This window comes from Sphingobium indicum B90A (assembly GCF_000264945.2).
GTDB lineage: Bacteria > Pseudomonadota > Alphaproteobacteria > Sphingomonadales > Sphingomonadaceae > Sphingobium > Sphingobium indicum.
Map to the genome: position 1 here is coordinate 488,306 of NZ_CP013070.1, position 16,534 is coordinate 504,839.

13 protein-coding genes, 1 tRNA gene and 2 pseudogenes are annotated in these 16,534 nt (G+C 63.8%); 13 read left to right on the plus strand and 3 right to left on the minus strand.

What is annotated here, in order from left to right; genetic code table 11:
- Positions 1 to 412 precede the first annotated feature (412 nt).
- The 8 genes from SIDU_RS02525 to SIDU_RS02560 all read left to right on the plus strand — a co-directional run bounded on the left by SIDU_RS02525 (position 413) and on the right by SIDU_RS02560 (position 7,422).
- Positions 413 to 1,552 carry an extracellular catalytic domain type 1 short-chain-length polyhydroxyalkanoate depolymerase gene (locus SIDU_RS02525; protein WP_025772613.1) on the plus strand — a complete coding sequence of 380 codons (1,140 nt, stop codon included), beginning with the start codon at positions 413 to 415 and terminating at the stop codon, positions 1,550 to 1,552.
- Positions 1,553 to 1,573: 21 nt separating this feature from the next.
- On the plus strand, positions 1,574 to 2,878 hold the full coding sequence (locus SIDU_RS02530) for a cation:proton antiporter (protein WP_007684143.1): 1,305 nt from the start codon (positions 1,574 to 1,576) through the stop codon (positions 2,876 to 2,878).
- A gap of 81 nt (positions 2,879 to 2,959) precedes the next feature.
- On the plus strand, positions 2,960 to 3,322 hold the full coding sequence (locus SIDU_RS02535; protein WP_007684144.1) for a response regulator: 363 nt from the start codon (positions 2,960 to 2,962) through the stop codon (positions 3,320 to 3,322).
- A gap of 113 nt (positions 3,323 to 3,435) precedes the next feature.
- Positions 3,436 to 4,416 (plus strand): sensor histidine kinase, encoded by a 981-nt coding sequence (locus SIDU_RS02540; RefSeq protein ID WP_007684145.1) that lies wholly within the window; start codon positions 3,436 to 3,438, stop codon positions 4,414 to 4,416.
- A 223-nt stretch (positions 4,417 to 4,639) separates the two neighbouring features.
- Complete coding sequence (locus SIDU_RS02545; RefSeq protein ID WP_007684146.1) at positions 4,640 to 4,924, plus strand: co-chaperone GroES; 285 nt, start codon at positions 4,640 to 4,642, stop codon at positions 4,922 to 4,924.
- Between the two features lie 72 nt (positions 4,925 to 4,996).
- Positions 4,997 to 6,628 (plus strand): chaperonin GroEL, encoded by a 1,632-nt coding sequence (gene groL / locus SIDU_RS02550; protein WP_007684147.1) that lies wholly within the window; start codon positions 4,997 to 4,999, stop codon positions 6,626 to 6,628.
- 294 nt (positions 6,629 to 6,922) lie between these two features.
- Positions 6,923 to 7,174: a hypothetical protein gene (locus SIDU_RS02555; RefSeq protein ID WP_007684149.1), complete on the plus strand. Its 252-nt coding sequence runs from the start codon at positions 6,923 to 6,925 to the stop codon at positions 7,172 to 7,174.
- Complete coding sequence (locus SIDU_RS02560; RefSeq protein ID WP_007684151.1) at positions 7,174 to 7,422, plus strand: hypothetical protein; 249 nt, start codon at positions 7,174 to 7,176, stop codon at positions 7,420 to 7,422. Before SIDU_RS02555 ends, SIDU_RS02560 begins: the two co-directional genes overlap by 1 nt.
- 59 nt (positions 7,423 to 7,481) lie before the next feature.
- Here the strand turns inward: SIDU_RS02560 and SIDU_RS19945 are convergent.
- The 3 genes and pseudogenes from SIDU_RS19945 to SIDU_RS02575 all read right to left on the minus strand — a co-directional run.
- Positions 7,482 to 7,598 (minus strand): annotated as a pseudogene (locus SIDU_RS19945) (cold-shock protein); the annotation flags it as partial.
- A 52-nt stretch (positions 7,599 to 7,650) separates the two neighbouring features.
- A pseudogene (locus tag SIDU_RS20325) lies at positions 7,651 to 8,193 on the minus strand (tyrosine-type recombinase/integrase); the annotation flags it as partial.
- A gap of 162 nt (positions 8,194 to 8,355) precedes the next feature.
- Positions 8,356 to 8,429 (minus strand) — tRNA-Cys (locus tag SIDU_RS02575).
- A 199-nt stretch (positions 8,430 to 8,628) separates the two neighbouring features.
- On the opposite strand from SIDU_RS02575, the gene SIDU_RS02580 reads away from it, so the two are divergent.
- The 5 genes from SIDU_RS02580 (at position 8,629) to SIDU_RS02600 (ending at position 16,531) form a co-directional block, all read left to right on the plus strand.
- On the plus strand, positions 8,629 to 9,261 hold the full coding sequence (locus SIDU_RS02580; RefSeq protein ID WP_007684154.1) for a protein-L-isoaspartate O-methyltransferase family protein: 633 nt from the start codon (positions 8,629 to 8,631) through the stop codon (positions 9,259 to 9,261).
- A 20-nt stretch (positions 9,262 to 9,281) separates the two neighbouring features.
- A complete protein-coding gene (locus tag SIDU_RS02585) occupies positions 9,282 to 10,763 on the plus strand; it encodes a TolC family outer membrane protein (RefSeq protein ID WP_007684156.1) in 1,482 nt (493 codons plus the stop codon).
- 69 nt (positions 10,764 to 10,832) lie between these two features.
- Entirely contained in the window at positions 10,833 to 11,324 is a 492-nt protein-coding gene (locus SIDU_RS02590) for a DUF2497 domain-containing protein (RefSeq protein WP_007684158.1), read from the plus strand.
- Positions 11,325 to 11,543: 219 nt separating this feature from the next.
- On the plus strand, positions 11,544 to 13,604 hold the full coding sequence (locus tag SIDU_RS02595; RefSeq protein WP_007684160.1) for a S9 family peptidase: 2,061 nt from the start codon (positions 11,544 to 11,546) through the stop codon (positions 13,602 to 13,604).
- Between the two features lie 116 nt (positions 13,605 to 13,720).
- Positions 13,721 to 16,531 carry a valine--tRNA ligase gene (locus SIDU_RS02600; protein WP_007684162.1) on the plus strand — a complete coding sequence of 937 codons (2,811 nt, stop codon included), beginning with the start codon at positions 13,721 to 13,723 and terminating at the stop codon, positions 16,529 to 16,531.
- Positions 16,532 to 16,534 lie beyond the last annotated feature (3 nt).

A 16,534-nucleotide genomic window follows, 5' to 3' on the forward strand; every position in this document is an offset into this window, starting at 1 on the left:
GCAGATGATCAGCGCCCCGAAGGCGGCACGAGCGGACGTGCTCCATCCAGGGATGGTAGGTCGCGAAACTGCGCATGCGCCGCCTTCTCCGTATCGGCAGTCGGCTTGCGAAAGAGAGCGATACGCGGCCTGGGCCGCGCAAAGCTCGTATGTAGGATGGACCGCATGAGAAGCTCCGCGTCAGAGCGGGAGCATGAAGAAACTCTCAGTCGCAGCCAAGCTCGAGACGGACGGCGCGATAGCGGTTATATGGGGACGGCAGCCGGGTAGCACCAGCCCCATCTTCCGAGTTCGCAGATAATTCATCTACATCCTTGCCATTTACCTCGTCCAACCCGACATTGTGCAGCGCAGCAATTCGATTGAATCGGTCTGCACGTCAGGGCTTCCGCCGTGGCCAGGAGAAAGCCCCATGCGAAGTTTGCACGATACGCTCAGCCGTCTTTCCCGATTGCGGGACCATGCCTTGCCCGGCTTACCAGGTAGGTTTGCTGAAGACCGGCTCTCGGATCTCGGGGCATTCGGGTCCAATCCCGGTGCGCTTCGCGGCCGCTTCTACATTCCCCACACTCGGCGTGAATCGACCGCGCTGGTGGTCGTGCTGCACGGCTGCACCCAGGATGCCGCCGGATATGACCATGGATCGGGCTGGTCGCGGCTGGCCGACGAACAGGGGTTCGCGCTGCTTTACCCGGAGCAACAACGCGGCAACAACGCCAACCTCTGCTTCAACTGGTTCAACACCGGCGACACTCAGCGCGATGCAGGCGAGGCGCTATCGATCCGCCAAATGGTCTCGGCGATGGTCGAGCAGCATGGAATCGATCCATCCTGCATCTTCGTGACCGGGCTTTCGGCGGGCGGGGCCATGGCGTCGGTGATGCTCGCCACCTATCCCGAGGTGTTTGCCGGCGGCGCGATCATCGCCGGCCTACCCTATGGCACAGCCACCTCCATCCCCGAGGCGTTCGATCGCATGCGGGCGCATGGCGGCCCTCCGGCGGCCGCGCTGGGCAGGCTCGTCACCGCTGCGTCACCGCACAAGGGCGCGTGGCCGACGATTTCGGTGTGGCACGGCGACAGCGATGCGACCGTCAGCCACGAGAATTCGGCACTCATCGTCGAGCAATGGCGTGCCCTCCACGGGGTCGATCACACGCCCAGCGCTGTCGAGAAATGCGAAGGCTATCTTCGCCGTGTGTGGCGCGACGCCCACGGGCACGACGTGATCGAGGAATATTGCATCGCTGGCCTCGGCCATGGCACTCCACTGAGCACCTTCGGCGCGGACGCCTGCGGAATGGCGGGGCCGTACATGCTCGAGGCCGGGATTTCTTCGACGCGGCGGATTGCGAACTTTTGGGGGCTGCGTACGGTGCAGTCCGAAGGACGTGCCGACGTTGCACAACCGCGGCCGTCCGCGGCGCCACCGAGCGCAGACACGACCGTTGCCGCCGAGCCTGACGCAATGCGGCCCCGATCGCAGGTCGCTCCAAGCGGCGTCGAACGCATAATCGAAGATGCTTTGCGCGCTGCCGGCCTGATGCGCTAAGCAGGACGCGAAAGGACTCCAGTGGAGCTCTCGCACCAGTTTTACGTCCTGCTGCTTGCCGGGCTGGGTGTGCTGGTGCTGATGACGGCCTGGCTGCCGATGCTGCTGCGCAGGGCCCCGCTGTCCCTGCCGATCCTGTGCGTCGCCGTGGGCGCTGCGCTGTTCGCGCTGCCGCCGCTCAGGCCTTTCGCGGTCCACCCGCTGCGATTTCCGGTATTGGTGGAGCGACTGAGCGAGCTCGTCGTCATCGTCTCGTTGATGGGTGCGGGCCTCAAGATCGATCGGATGATCGGGCTGCGCAGCTGGTCGCTCACCTGGCGGCTGCTGGGCATTGCAATGCCGATCACCATGCTGGTGGTCGCGGGCCTGGCGTGGGGGCTCGGGGTGGCCGGCCCAGCGGCGGCGCTGCTGATCGCCGCCGTGCTCGCGCCGACGGACCCGGTGCTCGCGAGCGATGTCCAGGTGGGCGGCCCCGGTGAGGGGAAAGAGGACGAAGCCCGTTTTGCCTTGACCTCCGAGGCCGGGCTCAATGACGGCCTTGCCTTCCCCTTCGTGCATCTTGCGATTGCGCTCAGCGCAGCGTCTTTCGGGAGCGGCGATCTGCTAGAATGGTTCGGGCGCGACCTTCTTTGGAAGACCTTCCTTGGGGCTGCGGCAGGCTATGCCATCGGACGCGGCCTCGGTTATCTGACCTTTCACCTGCCGATGCGGGCGAGCCTCTCGCGCACGGGGGACGGCTTCGTTGCGCTGGCGGTTACGCTGATCGCCTATGGCGTGGTCGAGATGCTGGGCGGGTTCGGCTTTCTGGCCGTCTTTGTCTCGGCGCTGGCACTGCGAAACGCCAGTCGCGACGATGACTATCACGACCGGCTGCATGGATTCGCCGAAGAGGCGGAGCGGTTGCTGATGATGGTGCTGCTCGTCCTGTTCGGCGGCATTCTTGCCTTCGGCGGTCTGCTCGCTGGCTTCGACTGGCTGATGCTGCTGTTCGTTGCCGGCGTCCTGCTGGCGGTGCGCCCGGCTGCAGGCCTGCTCAGCCTTGTCGGATCGAAGCTGCCCTGGCGCGAGCAGCTGGTGATATCCTTTTTCGGCATCCGCGGAATGGGCTCGATCTACTATCTCGCCTTCGCGCTCAATCATGGGTCTTTCGCCGACCCACGCCGGCTCTGGGCGATCATCGGCGGGGTCGTGCTGGCCTCGATCCTGTTGCACGGCGTCACCGTAACGCCGGCATTGAGACTGCTCGACCGATGGCAGCGGCGCCGGGGTGAGATCTCACGCTTACCTCCCACTCTGCCGGGCGGACAAAGACATGACGGCCAGTAAAGCGAATGCGTGTCGGAACTAACGGTGCTGTCGCCCGTTAGGGCCTAGCTCGCGATCAGCCCTCGTCAGCGGAGGGTAATTATGCGCAAAATTACGGTTCTTGTCGTCGAAGACCAAGCGTTGCTTCGTTGGCACGCGGTCGACATGATCGAGAACGCCGGCTTCATTGCCCTGGAGGCCGAAGATGCCGATGCCGCTATCGCCATCTTGATGCTGAGCGCAGACATCCAGTTGGTTTTCACCGATATCGAGATGCCGGGATCGATGGACGGCATTCAGCTTGCCGCGCTGGTTCGCGATCGGTGGCCTCCCATGCATATCATCGTAACCTCAGGGCGAAGCGCGGTTGATGCGAGCACATTGCCAGTCGGCTGCCCGTTCGTCGCAAAGCCACCGATGTGGCCGGCCTTGATTGAAACAATGCGGAGCCTCACCGCCACCTGAGAAGGCGTTCGAGGAAGCGTTTCATCTTTTTCCGGACAGCGTTGCAGCAACCGTGTAGAGCGAAGGTCTCTCTTACGATTGGACGAACGATATTGGCCGCACGGACGCCCGATATGCATGACTGGCGCCCCGACCAACTGCGTCACGCGATCAGGGCGGCTGGGGTCGCGTTATGGTCATGGAACGTCGATACCGATGCCTTCGCGATGGACGAGCTGGGGTTCGAGCTCTGGGACCTGCCCTCCAGCAACCAGGTGACCTTCGGCGAGCTTTCCGCGCGGATTCACCCGGCGGACCGTGATCGCGTACAGTCTGCCTTCAGTGCCACTCGCGCGATCCTGGGGCCCTACGAAACCGACTTTCGGATCATCGTTGGCGACACCGTACGCTGGGTAGCGGCGCGCGGCCAAGGCGAGGATGTCGGCATCGTCGGCCGGACGATGTACGGCATCTTTCTCGACGTAACGGGGCGCAAGCAGGCCGAAGAAGGCCACGAACTGCTAGCCGGCGAGATGAGTCACCGCGTCAAGAACCTGCTCGCGATCGCCTCGGGTCTGACGGCAATCTCATCGCGCTCGGCAGACAGCGTTGAGGATTTGGCATGTGAGTTGACCGAACGGCTCTCGGCGCTTGGGCGCGCGCATGATCTGGTGCGGCCGCTTCCCGATGGCCAGGGCAACGCCGCGTTGCTCGGCGATCTGCTGGCCGTGCTGTTGGCTCCCTATGATGGCCTTGGCGCATTCAAGGGCCGAATTCGCGTGGCAGTTGAACGACTGGGCGTAGGCGAGAGAACGGCGACCGGTCTTGCCCTCGTGATCCACGAGCTAGCCACCAACTCGATGAAATATGGTGCGCTTTCGGCTCCTGTTGGCACTCTCGACCTCTCCAGCATTGCTGACGGCGAAGACCTGGTGCTCACGTGGCTGGAACATGGTGGACCCAAGGTCATCGCCCCTGTGGGACGCGCTGGTTTCGGGAGCAGGCTTGTCCAGCGCAGCGTGACTGGTCAGCTCGGCGGCACGATCGATTACGACTGGGCCGAGAGCGGTCTCGCGGTGACTCTCCGCATGGATCGCGGCCGACTTGCCAACTGACCGTCCGAGCTTGGTTGGGTCGCACCGCGAATGCCCGTTTTTTCTGTGCGCCATAGCCGCCGTTGGCCGACGGGAGCTCCACCTTGTTTTCTAGGGTGCTGGCCCCCACATTAAGTCCGTTGGCATTCGCGTCTCCGCGATATTCAATCGCAAATCGGCAGCGCTGGCTCCCCGCTTGTGAAGCGACGACATCTCGTCGCGGTCCAGCGACAGGATGCTATTGATGACATTTCGACCTCTTCACGATCGCGTGCTCGATCGCCGCATCGTCGCTGCCGCGCAAGCCGCGGGCGGCATCGTCATGCCCGATACCGTAAAGGAGAAGCCGCAGGAGGGCGAGATCGTCTCCGCGGGCCCGGGCGCCAAAGCCGAGAATGGCATGCTTACGCCGCTCGACCTCAAGACTGGTGATCGCGTCCTGTTCAGCAAGTTTGGTTCCGAGGTGAGACTGGACGGTGAGGACCTTCTCATCATGAAGGAAAGCGACGTCCTCGGCATCATTGGCTGACCCAAGCCTTCGCATCCCCCCGGAGCTGCCCGTCCGGGGCAGCGGACGATCTGCCACAAAGGATCAGACAATATGCCAGCCAAAGACGTCAAATTCTCGCGCGACGCCCGCGAAGGCATCGCCCGTGGTGTCGATATTCTCGCCAATGCCGTCCGCGTGACGCTCGGTCCCAAAGGCCGCAACGTCCTCATCAACAAAAGCTTCGGGGCGCCGCGCATCACCAAGGACGGCGTGACGGTCGCCAGGGAAATCGAGCTGAGCGACAAATTCGAGAATATGGGGGCGCAGATGCTCCGGGCGGTCGCGTCCAAGGCGCAGGATCATGCCGGCGACGGCACAACCACCGCGACGGTGCTTGCCCAGGCCATCGTGCGCGAAGGCATGAAATCAGTCTCCGCGGGCGTTGATCCCATGGATCTCAAGCGCGGCATCGACATTGCAGTGGCCGCTGTCGTGGCCGAGCTCAAGGCGCGCTCGAAGCCGGTCTCCAACAATCAGGAGATTGCGCAGGTCGGCATCGTCTCGGCCAATGGCGACGAGGTCGTCGGTCGCAAGATCGCCGAAGCGATGGAAAAGGTCGGCAAGGAAGGCGTCATCACGATTGAGGAAGCGACGGGCGTCGAGTTCGAGCTGGACGTGGTCGAAGGCATGCAATTCGACCGTGGCTATCTTTCGCCCTACTTCATCACCAACCCGGAAAGGAGCCTGGTCGAGTTTCAGGATCCCTATATCCTGATACACGAGAAGAAGCTCGGTGCTCTCCATGCGCTGCTCCCGATCCTGGAAGCGGTGGTTCAGGCGGGTCGACCCCTGCTCATCATCGCCGAAGACATTCAGGGGGAGTCTCTCGCCACGCTCGTCGTCAACAAGCTGCGCGGCAGCCTGAACGTCGCCGCCGTCAAGGCGCCGGGGTTCGGCGATCGGCGCAAGGCGATGCTCGAAGATATTGCGGTTCTTACCGGAGGCAACCTCATCACCGAGGATCTCGGCATAAAGCTCGAGACCGTGACGCTGGACATGCTCGGACAGGCCAAGCGTATCACGATCGACAAGGACACAACGACCATCGTCGACGGCGCCGGAGACGCGAATGTGATCAAGGGGCGTATCGATGCGCTCCGGTCGCAGGTCGAGAACACCGCCAGTGATTATGATCGCGAGAAGGTGCAGGAGCGGCTTGCAAAGCTTGCTGGTGGCGTCGCCGTCATCAAAGTGGGCGGCGTGTCAGAAACCGAAGTGAAGGAGCGCAAGGATCGCGTCGACGACGCGCTGCATGCAACGCGTGCGGCGGTGGAAGAAGGCGTCGTGCCGGGCGGCGGCACCGCCTTGCTCTACGCCTCCAAGGCGCTGCATGGCCTCAATCCTGTCAATGACGATCAGCGGCGCGGCATCGACATCGTCCGCAAGGCACTTCAGGCTCCGTTGCGGCAGATCGCCGAAAATGCCGGGCATGATGGTGGCGTGATCGCGGGCCGCCTGCTTGATGCGCGCGACGAGAATATGGGATTCAATGCCCAGACCGAGCAATATGAGAACCTCTTCCAATCCGGCGTGATCGACCCGACGAAGGTCGTCCGGATCGCTTTGCAGGACGCGGCCTCGGTTGCGGGCCTGTTGATCACCACCGAAGCGGCTGTTGCGGAGTTCACCAACGAAAGCAGCACGCCATCCATGACCGGCGGCATCGGTGGCATGAGTTTCTGACGAAATCGGCGTGGGGCGGACAGCCAAGCTTGCCTTCCCCTTCTTCGCCCGTCTTCCTTTCAACAGGAGTAGCTTTTCATGATACTTCAATCGACACCCGCCATCGAGCTCACCGACGAAGAGTTGATGCTCAGATACGGGATCAAGTGCGTCCCCACTGACCGGTTCCACTACAAGGCTTTCCGCTATTCGCGTCTGGACGATGCCTTGCGACAGGCGATGAGGGATCAGCCTCCGGCTTAGCGCCGATCGGTCGCCACCCGCCCACAATCGTTGTCGCTAGGGAGTTGCCTCATGACCCATACATCCGCCTTTTGCAGGGCTCAGGAAGCTTTCCATCGTGACCGGGCGGCGGTCGCCAATCTCGACAATGTCCGGATTGTCGCGACATCTGCGGCCGCAGCCTGGGCGCGCGAAGCCGTTGTCGCGCTCCGCCGCGAGGGCAAGCTTGGCCAGGAAGATCAGCTGCCGGCCGCGGCTTCGCTATCCGAGGAAGAAGAGGATGCGGCCTTCAGCGAGAATCCCGATCGTGGTCTCGCAACCTGATGGCACTGCGGACCACCAGGACATCCATCACCTTCAAGGCGCCATTTCGGCTGGCCGCATTGGACGAAGTCCTGTCGGCGGGCGTCTACGATATCGATACCGAAGAGGAGATCATCGAGGGCAATGAACGCGCGGTCTATGTCCGTGTTGCAACGCTCCTCTATGTGCGGACCCATAACATGGTCCAAACCGTCACGGTCGATCCAAAGGAGATCCAGGCAGCCTTGGACGCCGATGATCGCTCCTGAAGCGACCGTCCATTCATCCCGTTTTCCGGCAACAGGCCGACAGAAAGTCGGCCACGCGGTCAGGCAGCTTCGAGATTCACTGCAGACTGTTTGCCGCGTCGATCGGTCTCGACTTCATATTGAAGACGCTGATCTTTCTGCAGCGTCACCATGCCAGCGCGTTCCACGGCGCTGATCCACAGCGATGTCACGCTGGGCGCGGGCCGTGGCGATCGCGTAGCGGAATACCTGGCTGCAGGTGCTGCGAATGCGGTTGGCTGTATTGTAGCGTTTCGTGGCCTCCTCCTTCTTCAGGACCAGGAGGAGCTCATGCGCTGAAATCTCGGTAATAGGGCGGCGACCGATTGCGGCGTAGGTTTTGCCCAGTAGCCATCTAGCTTTTTTGAGGGTGAGCGGCGCGGCGCCCTCTTTTTCGATCTTCTCCAGCCATTCCTCCGCAATCGTCTCGAAGGTGTTGGTTGCAGCCAACGACTTGGCGATTTTGTCCAGCTTCGCCTGCTCGGCCGGATCGACTCGCTTCGCCAGCTTCCGTCGCGCCTCGAGAAGCATCTCCCGTGCTTCGCTCAGCATGATTTCTGGCCAGCGGCCAAATGACAGGGTGCGCTGCTGTCCGTTGAAGCGATAGTTCATGCGCCAGTACCGGACACCGGTCGGCTTTACGAGCAGGTAAAGGCCATCACGATCGGAGAGCTTGTACGGCTTCTCCTTGGGCCTAGCGTTTTTCACCGCATTTGCGGTGAGGCCTGTTCTGCGGCTGCTGCCTTCTGCCATGATGGACCTCCCAAGCGGTGCTCGGCGGGCGGTCCATCATCTGTACCCTCATTGTACTCGGAAGAGGATGGAGCCGACCGGATTTGCTTGGCAAGTCTAGCACAAAAAATGGCGGAAATCAGCCATTTTCTGGACGATTGTGGACGTCTCTGGAAGCTGAAATGGAGGCCCGAGCCGGAATCGAACCGGCGTATACGGATTTGCAGTCCGCTGCGTCACCACTCCGCCATCGGGCCTCGTCGTGGGTGGCCGCAAATGTGCGGCTTTTGGTGCAAAGTCAAGCAGGGCTGTGATATTGTGGCGCAAGATTCTGGTGCCAAGGCGCGCAAAGCCGCTTGGCGTGGCTTGTCCGCTGATTTAGAGGTCCGATAATATCTTTGCTGTATTGCTTTCCTAATACAGCTCCCCTAAAGCTATTCCAGTCGAGGAATTGTCGTGACCGAGCAGAATTTTTCATCGATGCGGGCCGCCATGGTCGAAAGCCAGCTTCGCACCAGCGATGTGGACGATCAGCGCGTGATCGCGGCGATGGCGCATGTGGCGCGCGAGGAATTCGTGCCCGCCGAGCGGCGGGCGATGGCCTATGTCGACCGGCCGGTCCCGCTCGCCGGCGGGCGCGCGCTCAATCCGCCGCTGGTGACGGGCCGCCTGCTCAAGGAGGCGCAGATCGCCAAGGGCGACAAGGTGCTGCTGATCGGCGCCGCCACCGGCTACAGCGCGGCGCTGCTCGCAAGGCTGGGCGCTCAGGTCACCGCGGTTGAGGAAGAGGGCGGGCCGGAGATCGCGGTCGACGGCGTGGCGGTGGTTCGCGGTCCGCTGAACGCCGGTTCCGCCGCCGATGCGCCCTATGATGTGCTGTTTATCGACGGCGCAGTGGAGGAAGTGCCCGCCGCGCTCGTTCAGCAGCTTGCCGATGGCGCGCGGGTGGTGACGGGTATCGTGGAGCGCGGCGTCACCCGCCTGTGCAGCGGTCGGGTGGTGTCGGGCGTGCTGGGTCTTTCCCGCCTCGCCGACATGGAAATGGTTGTGCTTCCGGGCTTTGCCGCGCCGGAAGGATTTGTGTTCTGAAAGGGCCTATTGGGGGGGACATGACGGCAAAAGTTCGGCTTTCGGGGCGCACCGCCTTCATCCTGTTGCTGTCGATGTCCTCCGCCCTGGGCGGCGCGGCCCATGCGGAAACGTTGCAGGGCGCGCTCGCCAAGGCCTATCGGTCGAACCCGACCCTGACGGGCGCGCGCGCCGGTCAGCGGGCGACGGATGAGAATGTGCCGATCCAGAAGGCGGCGGGTCGGCCCGCGCTGGATGGGACCGGCAGCTATTCCGAAAGCATCCTCAAGCCCACGATCAGCTTCACTTCGCCGCAGCGCACGCTGAACGCGAACGCGCAGTTGAGCGTTCCCCTCTATGCCGGGGGCAGCGTGCGCAACGCCGTCCGGGCCGCCAAGACGCGGGTCGCCGCCGGTCAGGCCGATCTGCGCGGCACGGAGGCCAGCGTCTTCTCGCAGGTCGTCGCGGCCTATATGGACGTCATCCGCAACAGCGCGGTCGTCGCGCTCAACCAGGCCAATGTGCGGGCGCTGGAGGTCAATCTGCAGGCGACCGGCGATCGGTTCGAGGTGGGCGACGTGACCCGCACCGACGTGGCGCAATCCGAATCGCGCCTGGCGCTGGCGCGGTCCGACCTGCAAAATGCGGAGGCCAATCTGATCACGGCCCGCGAAAATTACATCGCGCTGGTGGGCGAGGCGCCCGACAATCTGGAGCCGCCGCCGCCCCTGCCGGGCCTGCCCGCGACCCCGGAAAGCGCCGTGCAGGTGGCGCTCAAGGACAATCCCGACATTCTGGCCGCGCAGAAGCTGAGGGAAGCGCAGCAGTTCGACGTGCGCGCCGCCAAGGGCACGGTGCTGCCGACGGTATCCGCCTTCACCCAGGCGGGCTACACCAACTATCTGGACACGTTGATGGGCGCTGGTGGTTCTGGCAGCGCCACCGGATCGCAGATCAACAAGCAGGCGTCGGCTGGCGTCCAGCTCAACATTCCCTTCTATCAGGGCGGCCGTCCGGCCGCGCAGGTGCGGCGCAACCAGGCGCTGGAATCCCAGGCTCTGGAGCGAGAGATCGAGGTCGAGCGCGGCGTGATCGCGCAGACGCGGTCCGCCTATGCAAGCTGGCAGGCGTCGCTGGAAAGCATCCAGTCGAACCAGAAGGCGGTGGAGGCGGCCAACCTGTCGCTCGAGGGGGTGCGGGCGGAAAATTCCGTCGGCAGCCGCACCATCCTGGACATTTTGAATGCCGAGCAGGAGGCGGTGAACGCCAAGGTTCAGCTCGTGACGGCGCGTCGCAACGCCTATGTCGCGGGTTTCAGCCTGCTGGCCGCCATGGGCCATGCGGAGGCGGACGATCTGAACCTGGAAGCGGGCACGCTCTACGACCCGATGGTCAATTACGACCGGGTGAAGGGCAAGTGGTTCGACTGGGATTTCGACCCCGCGCCCAAGGTGCAATCGACGCGGACCGTTGACTCGCCCGCGCAAAACGCCAATGTGGACCCCGGTTTGGCGCAGCCTTAACGCAATTTTAACCCCAAGGGCGTTCCTTTGGTGCTATAGCGTTAACGGGGACTGGAATAGGGGTTGACCATGGGCGACATGAGCAAGGAACCCTCGATGGAGGACATCCTGTCGTCCATCAAGCGGATCATCGCTGAAGAGGGCGAGGAGGCGGTGCAGACCCTGCCGCGCCGCGTGCGGGGCGAGGCGGCGCCCAAGGTCCGCGCCGTTCCCGTTGCGGAGGCGATGTCCGAGCCTGCCAGCGACGAAGTGCTGGAACTGACCGACGAGGTCGCTGTGGAGGAACCCATGCCCGCCCATCGAACGTCCCGCGCCTCCAAGACCGCTGCCGAGCAGGGGGATGCGTCCATCCTGTCCGTCGAGAGCGAAGTCGCGGCCCGGCATTCGCTGTCCGCTTTGTCCTCAATGCTGGTGACGCCCAAGGATGGGGAGGACAATACGCTGGACGGGCTGGTCCGCTCGATGCTGAAGCCGATGCTGAAGGAATGGCTGGACGCGCGGTTGCCGCAGATGGTCGAAGATATGGTCGCCAGGGAAATCGCCCGCATCACCGGCCGTTGAGCAGGGTGGAGAGGGCTGATTCGGCGGACCGGGGAGGGCGGTTGCTCATCCTGTGCGCGGTTCATGCTTTACGCACCCTGATCTGAGCATTCTTGTTCTTTTGTTACGCGTGGATGGTTGATCCTTGCGCGTTGGCGGGATTGCCGCCTACACCCTTGTCCATAGCTGTCGACGCCGCCCGCGAGAGAGCGGCGCGACTCGATCCAAGGGTGCTCATCCATGAAATATCTTCTGCAAGCAGGACTTGGCGCTCTGGCCCTGGCCCAATCGGCGCTGGCCGTCGCGCCCGCCGCTGCCCGGCCATTCACGCCCAGCGACATGGTCAGCCTGAACCGCGTGTCCGCCCCGGCGGTTTCGCCGGACGGGAAATGGCTGGCCTATCAGTTGCGCGTGACCGACCTCGCCGGGAACAGGGGCCGGACGGACCTGTATCTGCTGGACCTGGGCAAGGCGGGCGCAACGCCGCGCATGATTGCTTCGGCCCCGGACAAGAATGAAAGCGCGCCGGCCTTTTCGGCGGACGGGAAATCGCTCTATTATCTGTCCAACCGGAGCGGCGACGACCAGCTTTGGCGGGTCTCCGTAGCAGGCGGGAGCGCCGAGCAGGTGACGCGGGCGCCCGGCGGAATTTCCGGCTTTCTGCTCAGCCCCACGGGCGACCGGGTCGCCCTGTGGGCGGACCGGCCCGTGGGGGCGAAGACCCTTGACGACACAAAGCCTGCCGCGCTCCCAAGCGCTGGCACCGGCCGCGTCTACGACCAGCTATTCGCGCGCCATTGGGACGCATGGTCCGACGGCCAGCGCTCGCAAATCTTCGTGATGCCGCTGTCGGGCGGCAAGGCGGTGTCGGTCATGGGCGCGCTGGTCGGGGACAGCCCGTCCAAGCCCTTCGGCGGAGCAGAGGAGATCGCCTGGAGCGCCGACGGCAGGACATTGTTCTTCGCACTGCGCGAAGCGGGGCGGATCGAGCCACTGTCGACCAATCTCGACATCTTCGCGGTCCCGGCGGATGGCGGGGCGGCCCCGGTCAACCTGACCGACGCCAATGACGCGACCGACACCATGCCCGCCGTTTCCCCGGACGGGAAATGGCTGGCCTATGCGGCGATGAAGCGCCCCGGCTATGAAAGCGACCGGCTGGTGCTGATGCTGCGCGACATCGCGACCGGGGAGACGAAGGCGCTGACCGGGAATTGGGACCGCTCGGTGGCCTCCATTGCCTGGGAGGCGGACGGGAAGGGGATAATCGTCACCGCCGACGATGTGCTGGATCATCCGGTGTTCCGCGTGGATGCTGCGTCGGGCAAGGTCACGCGGCTGACGCAGGCGGGCCATGCGGGCAGCGTCGTGCCGCTGCCCGGGGGCGGCTTCGTCCACGCGCTCGACAGCATCCAGTCGCCCGCCGATTTCTGGAAAATGCCCCCCAATTCCTCCAAAAAGGCGCTGGGCAAGCCGGCGCGCCTTACCGCCGTCAATGCGGAAAAGCTGGCCGGGATCGATGACGTCTCGGTCCAGCGCTACAGCTTCAAGGGCGCGAACGGCGACACCGTCTGGGGCCAGATCGTGAAGCCGAAGGGTGTAACAGGCAAGTTGCCGGTAGCCATGCTGGTCCATGGCGGGCCGCAGGGCAGCTTCAGCGATAGCTGGTCCTATCGCTGGAATCCCAAGGCGTTCGCGGCCCATGGCTATGCTGCGGTGATCGTCGATTTCCACGGTTCGACGGGCTACGGCCAGGCCTTCACCGACAGCATCAACAAAGATTGGGGCGGCAAGCCGCTGGAGGATCTGAAACTGGGGCTGGCCGCCGCCGCCGCCAAGGATGCGCAGGTCGATGCCGGCAATGGCTGCGCGCTGGGCGCCAGCTATGGCGGCTATATGATGAACTGGATCGCGGGCAACTGGCCCGACGGGTTCAAATGCCTGGTCCAGCATGACGGCGTGTTCGACGCCCGCGCCATGGCCTATGAAACGGAGGAGCTGTGGTTCGACGAATGGGAACATGGCGGGCCCTATCATGAGAATCCGCAGGAGTTCGAGAAGTGGAACCCCGTCAATCATGTGACCCGATGGAAGACGCCGATGCTGGTGGTGACGGGGGAGAAGGATTTTCGCATCCCCTATACGCAAGGGCTGGCGGCGTTCACCGCGTTGCAGCGGCGCGGCGTGCCGTCGAGGCTGCTGGTGTTTCCGGACGAGAATCACTGGGTGCTGAAGCCGCGCAACTCGCTGCAATGGTATGACGAGGCGCTGGGCTGGCTGGACATGTGGACGAAGAAATAAGGTCGCGCTGAATGCGGCGTGCCTGCGCAGGAGCAGGTTGCCGCATCTGAGCGGGTTTTTCGCCCCTGAGGCGGCGGAAAGTTGACGCCGCCGCCGCCTTGCGTAAAGGCCAGCCTATGACCGAACTGCCCAAGACCTTCGACCCCGCTGAAATCGAATCCCGCTGGTACGCCCATTGGGAGGAGAAGGGGCTGTTCCGCCCGGAACGGCCCTCTGCGGAACCCTTCACCATCGTCAACCCGCCGCCGAACGTGACGGGCAGCCTGCATATCGGCCATGCGCTGGACAACACGCTGCAGGACATCGTCATCCGTTATGAACGGTTGCGCGGCAAGGATGCGCTGTGGGTGGTGGGCACCGACCATGCGGGCATCGCGACTCAGATGGTGGTCGAGCGGCAGATGGAGGCGCGGCAGGACAAGCGCACCAACTACACCCGCGAGCAGTTCGTCGAAAAGGTGTGGGAGTGGAAGGCGGAGAGCGGCGGCGCGATCACGCGCCAGCTTCGCCGCCTGGGATGCTCCATGGACTGGGCCAATGAGCGCTTCACCATGGACGAGGGCTTTTCGAAGGCCGTCATCAAGGTGTTCGTGGAATTGCACCGGCGCGGCCTGCTCTATCGCGACAAGAGGCTGGTGAACTGGGACCCGCGCTTCCGCTCGGCCATTTCCGATCTGGAGGTGGAGACGCAGGAGGTGAAGGGCGGCTTCTGGCATTTCCGCTATCCGCTGGCCGACGGCGTTCGCCTGGCCGATGGCGCGGACCATATCGTCGTCGCGACCACGCGGCCGGAAACGATGCTGGCCGACATGGCGGTCGCGGTTCACCCTGAAGACCCGCGCTACAGGGATGTGATCGGCAAGGACATCCTCCAGCCGATCACGGGCCGCCGGATCAGGGTGGTGGCTGACGAGCATGCCGATCCGGAACTGGGGTCGGGCGCGGTCAAGATCACGCCGGGGCACGACTTCAACGATTTCGAAGTGGGCAGGCGGGCGGGCTTCAAGGCAGCCGACATGCTCAACATGTTCGACGCCGACGCCAATGTGGTCCAGACCGCCGACGGGCTGATCCCGGAGCGGTTCCTGGGCCTGCACCGCTTCCGCAAGGACGGCGTGGACGGCGCGCGCGAGCTGGTGGTGGCGGAGATGAAGGCGCTTGGCCTGCTGGTTCCGCACGTCACCAAGAACAAGGAGGGCGAGGAGGTCGTCGCCGATGCCGAGCCGCGCACCATCCAGACGCCCTTTGGCGACCGTTCGGGCGTGGTGATCGAGCCGTGGCTGACCGACCAATGGTATGTCGATGCGGAGAAGCTGGCGTTCGCGCCGATGCAGGCGGTGCGCGACGGGCGGATCGAGATCGTGCCCAAGACATGGGAAAAGACCTTCTTCAACTGGATGGAGAATATCCAGCCCTGGTGCGTGTCGCGCCAGCTTTGGTGGGGGCATCGGATTCCGGCGTGGTTTGGACCCCATACCAATAACGGGGCTATCGTTCCTTCGCTCGGCACCCACATCTTCGTTGCGGAAAACGAGGAGGAAATGCTCGCTCAAGCGCGGGAATGTTATGGCGACGGCGTCGAGATCGTCATTGCCGGTTCCCGGACCGAAGCGGCGGAAATCGGACATCATCCTGCGAAAGCCGTTCTCTATCGCGACCCCGATGTGCTGGATACCTGGTTCTCTTCCGCCCTCTGGCCCTTCGGCACGCTGGGCTGGCCGGACGAGACGGAGACGCTCAAGCGCCATTATCCCAATGACCTGCTGATCTCCGGCTTCGACATCCTGTTCTTCTGGGATGCGCGCATGGCGATGCAGGGCATGGAGTTCATGGGTGACGTGCCCTGGCGCAAGCTCTATCTGCACGGCCTGGTGCGCGCCGCCGACGGGCAGAAAATGTCCAAGTCCAAGGGCAATGTCGTCGATCCGCTGGGCCTGATCGACAGGTTCGGCGCGGATGCGCTGCGTTTCTTCATGGCGGCGATGGAAAGCCAGGGCCGCGACGTGAAGATGGATGAGAAGCGCGTCGAGGGCTATCGCAACTTCGCGACGAAGCTGTGGAACGCGGCGCGTTTCCTGCAATCCAACGGCGTCGCCGCCGCTACCAGCCACGAAGCGCCCCATGCTGAAGCGCCGGTCAATCGCTGGATCGTCGCGGAGACGGTGGCGACCGTGCAGGCGATCGACATCGCCATGGCCGAACTGCGCTTCGACGCGGCGGCCAACGCCATCTACCACTTCGTCTGGGACCAGTTTTGCGACTGGTATATCGAGTTGACCAAAGGCTCGATGGATGAAGAAACGAGAGCGGTCGCGGGCTGGGCGTTCGACCAGATATTGGTGATGCTGCATCCCTTCATGCCGTTCATTACCGAAGAGTTATGGAATCTGACCGGGACGCGGGAAAACGAACTGATCGTCGCGCGTTGGCCGCAGGCGCTTCATGCCGTGGACAGCGAGGCGCAGGCGGAGATCGATTGGCTGATCCGCCTGATCGGCGCGATGCGCACGGCCCGCACCGAACTCAACGTGCCGCCGGGCGCGAAGCTGGGCGTGGTCGTGCACGGCGCGTCGGATGAAACCCGCCGCCGCATCGACCGCCAGGGGGCCGCACTGGCGCGCCTGGGCAGGGTGGAAAGCCTGTCCTTCGGGGACAGCGTCTCCGGCGGCGCGGCGCAGATCGTGGTCGACGAGGCGACCTTCATCCTGCCGCTGGAAGGCGTGATCGACATCGAAGCGGAGAAGGCGCGGCTCGCCAAGGCGCTTGCCGGCGCGGAGAAGGAACGGGATTCGCTGTCCGGTCGTCTTTCCAATCCGAGCTTCGTCGAAAAGGCCAAGCCGGAGGCCGTCGCCAAGGCGCGGGAGGATCATGCCGAAAAGGCGGCCGAGGCGGAAAGATTGAAGGCTGCGCTGGAACGACTCGCCTGATCG

Excerpts from the sequence above, each read along its gene's own strand:
- SIDU_RS02525 (WP_025772613.1), top strand. The coding sequence starts at position 413 with ATGCGAAGTTTGCACGATACGCTCAGCCGTCTTTCCCGATTGCGGGAC.
- SIDU_RS02535 (WP_007684144.1), top strand. The coding sequence starts at position 2,960 with ATGCGCAAAATTACGGTTCTTGTCGTCGAAGACCAAGCGTTGCTTCGT.
- SIDU_RS02540 (WP_007684145.1), top strand. The coding sequence starts at position 3,436 with ATGCATGACTGGCGCCCCGACCAACTGCGTCACGCGATCAGGGCGGCT.
- SIDU_RS02545 (WP_007684146.1), top strand. The coding sequence starts at position 4,640 with ATGACATTTCGACCTCTTCACGATCGCGTGCTCGATCGCCGCATCGTC.
- groL (WP_007684147.1), top strand. The coding sequence starts at position 4,997 with ATGCCAGCCAAAGACGTCAAATTCTCGCGCGACGCCCGCGAAGGCATC.
- SIDU_RS02555 (WP_007684149.1), top strand. The coding sequence starts at position 6,923 with ATGACCCATACATCCGCCTTTTGCAGGGCTCAGGAAGCTTTCCATCGT.
- SIDU_RS02560 (WP_007684151.1), top strand. The coding sequence starts at position 7,174 with ATGGCACTGCGGACCACCAGGACATCCATCACCTTCAAGGCGCCATTT.
- SIDU_RS02585 (WP_007684156.1), top strand. The coding sequence starts at position 9,282 with ATGACGGCAAAAGTTCGGCTTTCGGGGCGCACCGCCTTCATCCTGTTG.
- SIDU_RS02590 (WP_007684158.1), top strand. The coding sequence starts at position 10,833 with ATGGGCGACATGAGCAAGGAACCCTCGATGGAGGACATCCTGTCGTCC.
- SIDU_RS02595 (WP_007684160.1), top strand. The coding sequence starts at position 11,544 with ATGAAATATCTTCTGCAAGCAGGACTTGGCGCTCTGGCCCTGGCCCAA.
- SIDU_RS02600 (WP_007684162.1), top strand. The coding sequence starts at position 13,721 with ATGACCGAACTGCCCAAGACCTTCGACCCCGCTGAAATCGAATCCCGC.